At 64.3% G+C, this 11,740-nt stretch carries 12 protein-coding genes and 1 pseudogene; 6 read left to right on the top strand and 7 right to left on the bottom strand.

What is annotated here, in order from left to right:
- Both EN879_RS10090 and EN879_RS10095 read left to right on the top strand, forming a co-directional pair.
- Positions 1 to 611 (top strand): ABC transporter ATP-binding protein (locus EN879_RS10090; protein ID WP_164774365.1); only part of this gene is annotated, 611 nt, incomplete at its 5' end.
- Entirely contained in the window at positions 611 to 1,696 is a 1,086-nt protein-coding gene (locus EN879_RS10095; protein WP_013529499.1) for an ABC transporter ATP-binding protein, read from the top strand. The genes EN879_RS10090 and EN879_RS10095, both read left to right, overlap by 1 nt.
- Positions 1,697 to 1,708: 12 nt before the next feature.
- Here the strand turns inward: EN879_RS10095 and EN879_RS10100 are convergent, their stop codons facing one another.
- Positions 1,709 to 2,140: a DUF4437 domain-containing protein gene (locus EN879_RS10100; RefSeq protein ID WP_013529500.1), complete on the bottom strand. Its 432-nt coding sequence runs from the start codon at positions 2,138 to 2,140 to the stop codon at positions 1,709 to 1,711.
- 136 nt (positions 2,141 to 2,276) lie between these two features.
- Between EN879_RS10100 and EN879_RS10105 the strand changes: the two are divergent.
- A pseudogene (locus tag EN879_RS10105) lies at positions 2,277 to 3,072 on the top strand (MFS transporter); the annotation flags it as partial.
- A 97-nt stretch (positions 3,073 to 3,169) separates the two neighbouring features.
- Here EN879_RS10105 and EN879_RS10110 read toward each other — a convergent pair.
- Positions 3,170 to 3,517: a GFA family protein gene (locus EN879_RS10110; RefSeq protein ID WP_063169049.1), complete on the bottom strand. Its 348-nt coding sequence runs from the start codon at positions 3,515 to 3,517 to the stop codon at positions 3,170 to 3,172.
- Positions 3,518 to 3,636: 119 nt separating this feature from the next.
- On the opposite strand from EN879_RS10110, the gene EN879_RS10115 reads away from it, so the two are divergent.
- A complete protein-coding gene (locus EN879_RS10115) occupies positions 3,637 to 4,932 on the top strand; it encodes an amidase (protein ID WP_063169048.1) in 1,296 nt (431 codons plus the stop codon).
- Between the two features lie 18 nt (positions 4,933 to 4,950).
- On the opposite strand, the gene EN879_RS10120 is transcribed toward EN879_RS10115, so the two are convergent.
- The 5 genes from EN879_RS10120 to EN879_RS10140 are packed head-to-tail and all read right to left on the bottom strand — an operon-like array spanning position 4,951 to position 9,195.
- The gene (locus EN879_RS10120) at positions 4,951 to 5,331 is read right to left on the bottom strand and encodes a hypothetical protein (RefSeq protein ID WP_063169047.1); all 381 of its coding nucleotides are present in this window, start codon (positions 5,329 to 5,331) and stop codon (positions 4,951 to 4,953) included.
- Positions 5,332 to 5,373: 42 nt separating this feature from the next.
- Positions 5,374 to 6,354 carry a hydroxyacid dehydrogenase gene (locus EN879_RS10125; protein ID WP_127274040.1) on the bottom strand — a complete coding sequence of 327 codons (981 nt, stop codon included), beginning with the start codon at positions 6,352 to 6,354 and terminating at the stop codon, positions 5,374 to 5,376.
- A 5-nt stretch (positions 6,355 to 6,359) separates the two neighbouring features.
- Complete coding sequence (locus EN879_RS10130; RefSeq protein ID WP_013529506.1) at positions 6,360 to 7,076, bottom strand: FadR/GntR family transcriptional regulator; 717 nt, start codon at positions 7,074 to 7,076, stop codon at positions 6,360 to 6,362.
- A 2-nt stretch (positions 7,077 to 7,078) separates the two neighbouring features.
- Entirely contained in the window at positions 7,079 to 8,248 is a 1,170-nt protein-coding gene (locus EN879_RS10135; RefSeq protein ID WP_013529507.1) for a mandelate racemase/muconate lactonizing enzyme family protein, read from the bottom strand.
- Positions 8,249 to 8,307: 59 nt separating this feature from the next.
- Positions 8,308 to 9,195: a sugar phosphate isomerase/epimerase gene (locus EN879_RS10140; protein WP_013529508.1), complete on the bottom strand. Its 888-nt coding sequence runs from the start codon at positions 9,193 to 9,195 to the stop codon at positions 8,308 to 8,310.
- A 400-nt stretch (positions 9,196 to 9,595) separates the two neighbouring features.
- Here EN879_RS10140 and EN879_RS10145 point away from each other — a divergent pair, with 400 nt between their 5' ends.
- Both EN879_RS10145 and EN879_RS10150 read left to right on the top strand, forming a co-directional pair.
- Positions 9,596 to 10,651, top strand: coding sequence for a sugar phosphate isomerase/epimerase (locus EN879_RS10145; protein ID WP_063169045.1), 1,056 nt, complete (start codon positions 9,596 to 9,598; stop codon positions 10,649 to 10,651).
- Positions 10,652 to 10,797: 146 nt separating this feature from the next.
- Positions 10,798 to 11,740 (top strand): Gfo/Idh/MocA family oxidoreductase (locus EN879_RS10150; RefSeq protein WP_164774366.1); only part of this gene is annotated, 943 nt, incomplete at its 3' end.

The raw sequence follows: 11,740 nt of genomic DNA on the forward strand, positions 1-11,740 counted from the left end.
ACGCCAAGCTGCGCGAGGAGATGCGCGCGGAAATCAAGCGGCTGCACATCAAGCAGGGCTCGACCACCATCTATGTCACGCACGACCAGATCGAGGCCATGAGCCTGGCCGACCGCATCGTCATCATGCACGCAGGCGTCTTGCAGCAGGTCGGCACGCCCGACGAGGTCTATTCGCAGCCGGCAAATCTGTTCGTGGCGCAATTCGTCGGCAGCCCGGTGATGAATGTCACCGATGCGGCGGTGGCCGAGACGACGTCCTCGGTTTCGGTGACGGTCGGTGGAGCCGCCGCCGGCTTCGAGTTCCCGCGAGCCCTGCTGTCGAAGCTCAACGGCCATGCCGGCGGCCAGTTGGCGCTTGGCATACGGCCGGAAGGCGTGCTCATCCGGCGCGAGGCGACCGAGGGCTTCGTGCCTGTCGACACACATATCGTCGAGCCGCTCGGCTCCTTCGACATCGTCGATCTCAAGGTCGGAACCGAGTTGCTGCGGGCCCGCACCAAGAGCGGCTTCGTTGCCGGACCCGGTGAAAGGGTCTTCGCCAGGATCGACCCGACCCAGGCGCATTTCTTCGACAAGGCAAGCGGCAAGTCGCTTGAGGTGAGACTCTGATGGCCCATATCCAGCTCAAGAACATCTCGAAGACCTTCGGCAACCACACGGCGCTCACCGGGCTCGATCTCGATATTGCCGATGGCGAGTTCTTCGTGCTGCTGGGCGAGACGGGCGCCGGCAAGACGACGACGCTGCGGCTTATCGCCGGCCTGGAGAAGCCCAGCGAAGGCCAGGTCTTCATCGACGGCGTCGACGTTGCCGACTGGGGTGCGGCCGAGCGTGACGTGGCGCTGGTGCTGCAGCAATATTCGCTCTATCCGCGCTACACGGTGCGCGAAAATCTCGAATTCCCGCTGAAGCCGAAAATTCGCCGGCTGCCCGACGCCGAGATCAAGGACCGTGTCGACCGTGCCGCCCGTACGCTGCGGATCGAGCATCTGCTCGACCGCAAGACGGATCGGCTGTCCGGCGGCGAGATGCAGCGCGTCTCGATCGGCCGCGCCATCGTGCGCAAGCCGCGTGTGTTCCTGATGGACGAGCCGCTGTCTGCGCTCGACGCCAAGCTGCGCGAGGCGCTGCGGACTGAACTGAAGAACCTGCAGATACAGCTCGGCGCCACCTTCCTGTTCGTCACCCACGATCAGATCGAGGCGATGTCGATGGGTGACAAGGTCGGCGTGCTCAACCATGGCCGAATCGTCCAGACCGGCACACCGCATGAGATCTACAACAATCCACGCGACACCTATGTGGCGAGCTTCGTCGGCTCGCCGCCGATGAACCTCATCGACGGCAAGCTCGTGAACGGCCGCGCGGTGATGGCGCCGCTGAATTTCGAATTGCCTTTTTCAGGGGGAGCCAAAGCGGGCGGGGCGACCGACGGTCGCCCGCTCGTCTTCGGCATTCGTCCCGAGGACGTCTATCTCGAGAGCGGCGCGCCGGTCGAGGCGCGTGTCCACGACGTCGAGAACCACGGCGTCGAAAAGATCCTGACGCTGCGCGTCGGCGACGCGACACTGCGTGCAACCGTGCCGGCCAGGACCGACGTCGCCATCGAGCAGGCGGTGCGCTTTGCCTGGAACCCCGACAAGGTGGTGCTGTTCGACAAGGGCAGCGGCGTCAGCTTGCGTCACGCCTCGTAGCCGCATCCCAGCCTATTTCTGGAAGTAGGTTTCGTAGGGCGTGTCGTTGATCAGCAGGATCACGCATTCCGTGTCGGAGACGCAGGCGTCGTCATGCATCTCATTGGCTTTCTGGGTCCAGTAGGATCCAGGAGGCAGTTCGACCTTGGTCGCCTCGCCGCCATCCATCTGCCAGTGCGCCCACATCCCCTTTATGACCACCGCACGGTAATCCGCGGTGTGCGCATGGACCGGTGCGCGCCAGTTGCCGGGAACCTTCAGCAACGTGCCTGCCGGACCCTTGGCCCGCTCGCCCCACAATGGGCCAAGACGATGCGGCTGGTCGGGTACTTCCGCCACATAGGGGATCTTGTCGGCCGGCAGGTAGCTGTCCTCGAGGGCAAAGGCGCGCCCGGGAACCGCAAGCATGACGGCGAGTGCGATGAGCTTCGGATGATTTGGCATTGGTTCTCCTCTTCGGACCGGCTTGCCGCCGGCCTCTCGCTGCCTGGTTCTGGCAAGCTATTGCATGCGGGTGGCCCGGCAATGGCATTGCGTCCGGAAGGCTTGGCAATTCATCCAGACCCGGCGATCCACGGCCGCGCTGCGGATGGTGCCGATGCGATTGATGCCGCGCGCCATGTCGATCATCCTGACCGGCGTTTCGCTGGCGACCGTCTGTGCGGCGCCGGTCGGCGCCTATGTCGGTGACATCTGGGGCTGGCGCACGGCCTTCATGATTGCGACCGTGGTCGCCGCCCTGGCGCTGCTGGTGCAGCTGGCCACCATTCCGAAATTGCCCCCCCGTGGGTGTGGCAAGCTTCCGCACCTTGCTCCACGTGCTGAAGCGTCCGTCGATCCGGGTGGCGCTGCTGGTCGTGCTGCTGGTCGCTTCGGGACACTTTGCCGGCTTCACCTATGTCCGTCCCTTCCTCGAGAAGGTCCCCGTGCTCGACATCGAGACGATCTCGCTGGTGCTGCTGGCCTATGGCATTGGCGGCTTCTTCGGCAATGTCGCCGGCGGCATCCTGGCCGAGCGCAGCCTCAAGGCAGCCGTTGGGCTGGCGCCCTTGCTGATCGCACCGGCCGCCGCCTCGATGCTGGTTTTCGGAGCTTCGCCGACGATCGCCGCTGCCGCCGTTGCGGTCTGGGGCTTTGCTTTCGGCGCCGTTCCGGTCGGGCTGCAGAGCTGGCTGGTGCGGGCAGCACCCGACCAGGCAGAAAGCGCCGGCGGACTGATGGTGGCGACGTTCCAGGTGGCGATCGCGCTCGGCGCCGTCTTCGGCGGCCTGCTGGTCGACCACACCGGCGTCGCCAGTGCCTTCGCCCATTGCGGCGCGGCGACATTGCTGGCGGCCAGCGTGGTGTTCCTGCGCGGCCCGAAGCAGGCCGAGTAGCCTCGCCGCAATCAGGCTTCCCTGACACCTGCGCGTCGGCCCGAGAACCATCACGGTTTTCGGGTCGACGCCGTTGTGACGGCAGCGACGAGCGAACTCAGGCCGACCGCCCGTCGAAATCGAAGACCGACAGGGTCGAGGGGTCGAGATCGGCCACGCAGTTGATGTTGATGTAGGCGCTGCGTTCACGGCCCTCGCGGACATCCTCCGCAAAGGGATGGATGCCGCAGGCCCGGCAGAACCGGTGCGCGATGGCATGATTGCCGAATGTGTAGGTGCCCAAATCGTCGCCCCAGGCCAGGACCCGCAAGGTCCCGTGCGGGATGGCACACAACAGGGCGCCCTTGCGCGAGCAGATCGAGCAATTGCACCTGATGGCGCTGGTCAGTTCGGCCTTGAATTCGAAGGCGACCTTGCCGCAGTGGCAACTGCCTTTGTAGAGCATCGGATTTTCCTCGCATTCGACAGGGTGCAAAACCGTCTGCGCCGGGTTAAGTCTCGGCAAGCCAGGCACTGGCCGCTATCCCTTAAGACGTTCAAGGCGTCCGGAGTCCGACACCGAAAATGCAATCCGTCCGTGATCATCTGGAAACCATCCTTGCGCGCCTCGCCGCCCGTGCCGGCGAAGAGCGTGTGTTCACGAAGCTCTATGCCGAAGCCGCGCGGGCCGCGGCCGATGCCAGCGATGCGCGCAGCCAAGCCGGCGTGACGCTCGGGCCGCTCGACGGCAGCATCGTCTCGATCAAGGATTTGTTCGATGTCGCCGGCGAGCCAACCACGGCCGGCTCGCTGATGCTCAAGGCCGCAGCACCTCCGCTGCGCGATGCCGCGATCGTCAGCCGGCTGCGGCAGGCCGGCGCGGTTATCATCGGCAAGACCAACATGACCGAATTCGCCTTCACCGCGATCGGCGACAACCAGCATTTCGGCACGCCCGGCAATGCTGTGGACACCAATCGCATTCCGGGTGGTTCTTCCTCAGGCGCCGGCGTTTCCGTCGGCGAGCGCACGAGCGAAATATCGATCGGTTCCGACACCGGCGGTTCGATACGCATTCCGGCTTCACTCAACGGTGTCGTCGGCTTCAAGCCGACGGCGCGACGTGTGCCGCTCGCCGGCGCGTTCCCACTGTCGGCCACGCTGGACTCGATCGGTCCGCTTGCCCGAACCGTCGCCCAGTGTGCCGCCGCCGACGCCGTGATGGCCGGTGAGGTGCCGACCGCGCTGACGCCGATTGCCCTGGCAGGGCTTCGCATAGGCATTCCGCGCGGCGTCCTTTTCGAAGAGACGGAAGACGAGGTGGCGACCGCGTTCGACCGCTGCCTTGGCAAGATCGAGCAGACGGGCGCGCGGATCGAGGATCTGTCGATCGACGATCTGCTTGCCGATTTGCGCGCGGCCACCAAGCGTGGTTCGATCGCCGCGATGGAAGGGGCCGAAGTGCATGCCGACTGGCTGGCGACAGGAGCTTCGGTACCGGTCGACCCGCATGTCAGCGGACCTTTGTCGCGGGCAGCCATGCTGCCGACGCCTGTCTACATCCGGGCAATGCGCCGTCGTACAGCGCTCGCCGCCGCCATGGACGAGCGGCTGTCCTCGGTCGATGTGCTGGCCTTGCCGACCACACCGGTGACGGCGCCGACTATCGTCTCGATGTCTGACGACGCCGGGTTGCGTGACCGCACCGAAGGCCTGCTGCTGCGCAACACGCAGGTTGCCAACCAGTTCGATCTCTGCGCGATCTCGCTGCCGATGCCGAGCACTCAGCTGCCCGCCGGCTTGATGCTGGTGGCGCGCAACGGCCATGACCAACGCCTGCTGCGCATAGCAGCAGAGGTGGAGCAGCTGCTTGGCGCGTGAGCAGGGCTGAACCGCCCATCAGCGCGACGAACAGTGCTTGCGTTCGCTGTCCTTGGCGGTCCGTACGATACGGGTCGCGACCAGCCAGGGCAAATTGTACTCCTTGCCGGCGATCGTCTGGGTGCGGTGCTCGATCGAGCCCCTGACGACGATCTTGCCTGCATAAAGCGCGTCGGAAAGATCGGTTATGGCCTTGTCGGCCTGCGGCAGGCCGCTGGGGTCGATCGACACGCCCTTGATGATCGTCCCGGTGGCAAGGTCGAGTGCGCTGTTGGACGGGCAGGGCGCCTTGAAGCAGCGCAGCCCGTTGTCGCAATAGACATAACTGCTCTCGGCCGCGAATGCCGGCATGGCACAGAGCGAACAGGCAGCGACAAAGAGGAAGGCGAGACCGGGCATGGCTCTCAACGTCGCGGAGAATTGGGGCGAAACCGCGATGGGTTACAGGCTCGCCGGAAACCGCCGCCGATAGTGATCGACCACTTCTGGATTGCGCAGATTGACCGGCAGCTTGCCCGCCAGCACCAGCAGGGCTTCGCCCGCCGCGCCGACGCCCATGCGCATCATCGATTCCTCGGTGATCCCCGCCATGTGCGGCGTGACGATAACATTGTCGAAGCCGAAATAGGGATGGTTCGACGGCAGCGGCTGCGTCGCAAACACGTCGAGCGCGGCGCCGCCGATGCGCCGTTTCTGCAAGGCCTCGATCAGCGCGTCGTCGTCGACGACCGGTCCGCGCGACACGTTGATCAGCAGCGCCTGCGGCTTCATGCGGGCGATCCGCTCACGGTTGATCAGGCCGCGCGTTTCCGGCGTCAGCGGGCAGCACAGAACGATGATGTCGCTCTGCTCGACGAGAGCGTCGATCGACAGGAAGCCGACCTTGTCCGGCGCCGGCTGCATGCTGCGCGTCGTTGCCACCACCTTCAGGTCGAAGCCGTGCGCGGCGATATGGCCGACCGCCTGGCCGACGGCGCCGAGGCCGACGATGCCGATCGTCTTGCCGGCAAGCTCGCTGTTGGCGTTGGCGTGCTCGCGGCCGGCAAGCCAGCCTTTGGCGCGCAGGTCGCGGTCGACGACGCGGAAGTTGCGCAGCAAGGCGAGGGCCACGAACATGACGTGTTTGGCCACCGATCGGGCATTGACCGCCGGCACATTCGCCACCAGCACGCCGGCGGCCGTCGCTGCTTCCATCGGGATCATGTCGAGCCCGGCGCCATGACGGATTGCCGCCCGCAGCAGCTTTGCGCCGTCGAAAAGCTGTGGGGGCAGCGGCGCGCGCACGATGACGATGTCGGCATTTTTCGCCTCGGCGGCCAGCGTGGCCGGATCGATGGCGGAGGCGACGACGAGCTCGCCGGCGCCGGAGAGCATAGCCGAGGCGCGCGGGTGCAGAGGGTGCGTCGTGAGGATACGAGCCATGTCGGTCAGGCTTTTTCGAGCGCCGGGCTTTGCGGCTCCTCGCCATGGCCCTCGATCAGGCCCTTCCAGTAGCTCTCAGCGCCCTGCAGATGGGCGCTCATCAGCGCCTGTGCGAGATTGCCGTCGCGGCGCAGCAGCGCTTCATAGATCTGGATATGCTCGGCATGCGAGCGCACGTTGCGCTCGGGGTCGTTGAAATAGATCGGCAGGCGCTGCTCGCCCATCATGTAGTAGACGCTGCAGACATTGTGGAAGACGCTGTTCTTGGTGGCGCGCACGATTTCGAGGTGAAATTCGCGGTCTTCCCTGGCAAGCCCTTCGCCGGCGGCGATGCGCTCTTCCGAAGCCTTCAGGATTTCGCGCAGCCGCTCGAAATTCTCCTCGGTGGCACGCGAACAGGCAAGTTCGGCCGCCTTGATCTCGTGGATCTTGCGCAGTTCGACCGTCTCGTAGATCTGGATCGGGTCGAGCGGGAGGCCCGCGCGGGCAAAGAGCGCCATGGCCTCCACACTGGCCTGCTTGGTGTCGATGTAGATGCCGGATTTGGCCCGGCGCTCAACGATGCGCATGGCCTCCAGGATGGCCAGCGCCTCGCGGATCTGACCGCGGCTGACGGCGAAATGCTCCGCCAGTTCGCGCTCCGATGGCGTTCGGCCGCTCTCCTTGTCCGAATGGGAGAACAGGTAGGCAGCGAGTTCCGCGAGAAGGTTCTTTTCTTTCATCGTCAACCGCGTTGCGCGTGCGCCTCCAGGAACCGCTCCGAAATGGTGAATCCCAGACCCGGTTTTTCCGGGATCGCTATCATACCGTCCCTGGCTTCGACAGTCTCTTCGACCAGATCATGGATCATCGGGTTGGCGCCGAGCGAATATTCGACGGTGAAACTCGACGGCGAGGCGGCGCAGACATGCAAGCCTGCGAAAAAACAGGGCGCGCCGGCCCACAAATGCGGTGCAAAGCGCAGATTGAAGGCGCTGGCGATGGTGCCGATCTTCATCGCCTCGCTGATGCCGCCGCAGAAGGCGGGATCGGGCTGGAAGATGTCGGCGGCTTTGAGCACGGCAAGGTCGCGGAAGGCGTAGCGGGTCGCCTCGCTTTCGCCGGTGGCAATCGGAACGGCGCCACTTGCCCGCACTTCGGCCATGCCCGGCTTATCGTCGGCGATGATAGGTTCCTCGAACCACGCCAGGTCAAGGTCGTTGACGAGATGGATGAAGCGCTTGGCTTCAGCCACCGTGTAGGTGCCGTGCGCGTCGACCATCAGTTCGACATCGGGGCCGAGCGCCTGCCGTGCGGCGCGCACGCGGGTGGCGGAAATGTGCGCCGCGCCGTCCATGGCGCCAACCCGCATCTTCAGTGCCTTGAAACCGCCCTTGGCGATATAGGATTTCAACTGCTCGCCGATGGCGTCGGCGGCCGCCCAGCCGCCGGACGCGTAAGCCGGCATGCGATCGAGCTTGCGGCCGCCGAGCAGCCGCCAGACAGGAACGCCAAGCGATTTGCCAAGAATGTCCCACAGCGCGATGTCGACGGCGCTGATCGCCGCGATGCTCATGCCGCGCCGCGCCAGCTGCGGCATGGCGTGGCCGCCGCGTGCGGCGCTGTCGTGGCGCACGCCATTGTAGAGCATCTCCCAGATGATGCCGATGTCGGCCGGATCGCGGCCGACCAGCTGCGGCCCGACTTCATGGTTCAGCATGTGGACGAGTGCACCGTAGCTGCCGGCACTGCCGGCGGCGTTCTTGCCTTCGCCCCAGCCGACCAGCCCGTCATCGGTCTCGATGCGCAGGATGGCGGCGTCGAAGGTCGTCACCTGACCGAAGTCGCTGCGGTGCTGCCGAGCGGCTTCGATCGGAACGCGGATCCACCAGGCTTGGACGGACTTGATACGCATATTCTTCCCCAGCCCTGCGCCGGTCAGGGCGGAAGGGCGAATTTCCCTGAGGCAGTCGACTACTTGATCAGCGGCAGCAACGTTTCGGCGTTGATGCGCATCTGGTCGGTGTAGAATTTCTCGGTGAGCACGCTGGAGCCGTGGTCCTGGATGAACTTCAGCTGTTCGGGCGAGATATCGACCGGATTGCGCTCGACCATGTCGGGATAGGGGGCCGCCGGCGTCCGGTCGACGGGCGCGACGAACTCGTTGGTCAGCGCGCCGTCGTAGCCGATCTCGCGCAAGGTGGCGACGATCTTCGGCCAGTCGATCTGGCCGAGACCGGCGGCGAAGCGGTTGTTGTCGGCGACATGGAAGTCGAACAGGCGCTTTCCGGCCTGCCGGATCGCGTCATAGACGTTAAATTCTTCCATATGGAGGTGGTAGGCGTCGAGGCAGACACCGCATTCGGGGCTGACCGCGTCGGCCAAAGCCAGCGCCTGGGCGCCGCGATTGAACAGATAGGTCTCGAAGCGGTTGAGCGGTTCAACAGCGATCTTGACGCCGACCTTCTTGGCGTGGGTGAAGCATTCGCGGGTGGCGTCGACGACCCACTTCCATTCCTCTTCCTCGGTGCCGTCAGGCACGACCTTGCCGACGGTCGCCGGAACCAGCGTGATGATCTCGCCATCGAGTTCGCTGACCATGGTCAGCACGTCCTTGACATACTGAACGGAACGCTCGCGCTGGCCCTGGTTCCTGGCGGCAAGGTTGCGCTCGCCCAGCATCAGGGTCACCGCGCCCCAGCAACGAATGCCATGCTCCTTCAGCAGCGCCCGGGTCTCCCTGGTTTTGTACTGCTCGGGTTCGCCGGAAATCTCGATCGACTCATAGCCGAATTTCTTGATGCGCTTGAGCGTCGTTTCCAAGGGTTCCGCGCGCATCCAGTTGTGCGTCGAAAGATGCATGGTCTGTCCTTCCCAACTCGTCTCTATGGTTCGCCTGCGACATGCATCGCCAAAAGGCGACACAAAGGTTCCTCCCCAAGGCGTTCCCAGCCTTTTCTCGCAAACTGGTTCGACCAATTGGGCCTGAAGCGAGGTCTACAGCAAATTATCCGGATCGGCAAGAAGCGCCGGGATGCAACTTTCGCTGTGGAGTATTTCCTTGATTATATTGAGATATATATGCCTGCGCCGGGTGGTTTTGGGGTCATGATGGCGCATTGCAAGGCTTGACCAAAATTCCACATTTGGTAATACCAGAATGGTGGTGCGTGCAAGCGCCCGTTGAGAAAAGACCAAAGTGGCTGGCCCTGTTTCCAATCGGCGCTATGCTCGGTCGCGAGAGAAATGAGGGAGGATGCCGATGCCGACGACAATGAAGGGCCCGGGGCTGTTTCTGGCGCAGTTCGCGGGCGACGCCGCGCCGTTCAACTCACTGGCGTCGATCACCAAATGGGCGGCCGGTCTCGGCTACAAGGGCGTGCAGATCCCGACCTGGGACGCGCGGCTGTTCGATCTCAAGAAGGCGGCCTCTTCCAAGGCCTATTGCGACGAGGTGAAAGGCATTTGCGCCGACGCCGGCGTCGAGATCACGGAATTGTCGACGCATCTGCAGGGGCAATTGGTGGCGGTGCATCCTGCCTATGACGCGCAGATGGATGGCTTTGCGCCGCCATCGGTGCACAACAATCCCGCAGCCCGGCAGAAGTGGGCTGTCGAGCAGATGAAGTTCGGCGCTAAAGCATCGCGTAATCTAGGCCTGAATGCTTCAGTGTCGTTTACCGGCTCGCTGGCTTTCCCTTACCTCTATCCGTTCCCGCAGCGGCCGGCTGGACTCATTGAGGAAGCGTTTGGCGAGCTCGGCAAACGCTGGAAGCCGATTCTCGACGTGTACGAGGACAACGGCGTCGATGTCGGCTATGAAATTCACCCGTCTGAAGACGTTTTCGACGGCGCCACTTTCGAGATGTTCCTCGACGCGGTCGGCGGCCACAGGCGCTGCAACATCAATTACGATCCGTCGCATTTCCTGCTGCAGCAGCTCGACTATCTCGAATTCATCGACATCTATCACGAGCGCATCAAGGCGTTCCACGTCAAGGACGCCGAGTTCAACCCGACCGGCCGGCAAGGCGTCTATTCCGGCTATCAGAGCTGGACCAACCGCGCCGGGCGCTTCCGTTCGCTGGGCGATGGACAGGTGGATTTCGGCGGCATCTTCTCCAAGCTGACGCAGTACAATTATGATTCCTGGGCGGTGCTGGAGTGGGAGTGCTGCCTGAAGCATCCGGAGGATGGTGCGGCCGAAGGCGCGCCTTTCATCGAGCACCACATCATCCGGGTGACGGAAAAGGCATTCGACGACTTCGCCGCTGGCACCACCGACAAGAAGTTGCTGCGCGCCATGATGGGAATCTAGCTCGATTTTCCCTCCCCTTCGCGGGGAGGGTGGCCCAAAGGCCGGGTGGGTCGGTTCACACCGCGCTCTGCCTCAACGACCCCACCCGATCCGCTGCGCGGATCGACCTCCCCTCAAGGGGGGCAAGCAACAGCGAGGAGCAAGATATGGTCGGCGCATCGAAGTCGGAAACGGGAGGCGGCCCGATCCGCTACGGCATGGTCGGCGGCGGGCAAGGCGCCTTCATCGGCGCGGTGCATCGGATCGCGGCGCGGCTGGACAACGAGTTCGTGCTGGTTGCCGGCGCTTTGTCAGCCGACCCGGCCCGTGCCAAGGCCTCGGCGGCCGAACTGGGGCTCGACCCCTCACGCAGCTACGCATCCTATGCCGAGATGGCCAAGGCCGAGGCGAAGCGCCCCGACGGCATCGAAGCGGTGGCCATCGTCACGCCCAACAATGTGCATGTGCCAGCGGCAAAAGCTTTCCTCGAGGCCGGCATCCACGTCATCTGCGACAAGCCGCTGGCGACGACGCTGGCCGAAGCGAAAAAGCTCGCGGCGATAGTCGAGAAGACCGGCAAGGTGTTCGTGCTGACGCACAACTACACCGCCTATCCGATGGTGCGGCAAGCACGCGAAATGGTCGCCAAGGGCGTGCTCGGCGACATCCGCATCGTGCAGTCCGAATATCCGCAGGACTGGCTGACCGAGGATTTGGCGGCGACAGGCCAGAAGCAGGCGGCGTGGCGCTCCGACCCCAAGCAGGCAGGTGCCGGCGGTGCGCTGGGCGATATCGGCACGCATGCCTACAACCTCGCCCGCTTCGTCTCGGGGCTGGAACTGGACTCCCTGTCGGCCGATCTCGACGCCTTCGTGCCGGGACGGCTACTGGATGACAACGTCAACGTCATGCTGCGCTTCAAGCCTACCGGCAAGACGCACCCGGCCAAGGGCATGATCTGGGCAAGCCAGGTGGCGCCCGGCCATGAGAACGGGCTGAAGCTGCGCATCTATGGCTCGAAGGGTGGGCTGGAATGGGTGCAGGCCGACCCGAACTATCTCTGGTACACCCCATTCGGCCAGCCAAAGCAATTGATAACACGCAATGGCG

The sequence above is a fragment of the Mesorhizobium sp. M7A.F.Ca.AU.002.02.1.1 genome, assembly GCF_003998535.1.
Lineage (GTDB): Bacteria > Pseudomonadota > Alphaproteobacteria > Rhizobiales > Rhizobiaceae > Mesorhizobium > Mesorhizobium ciceri.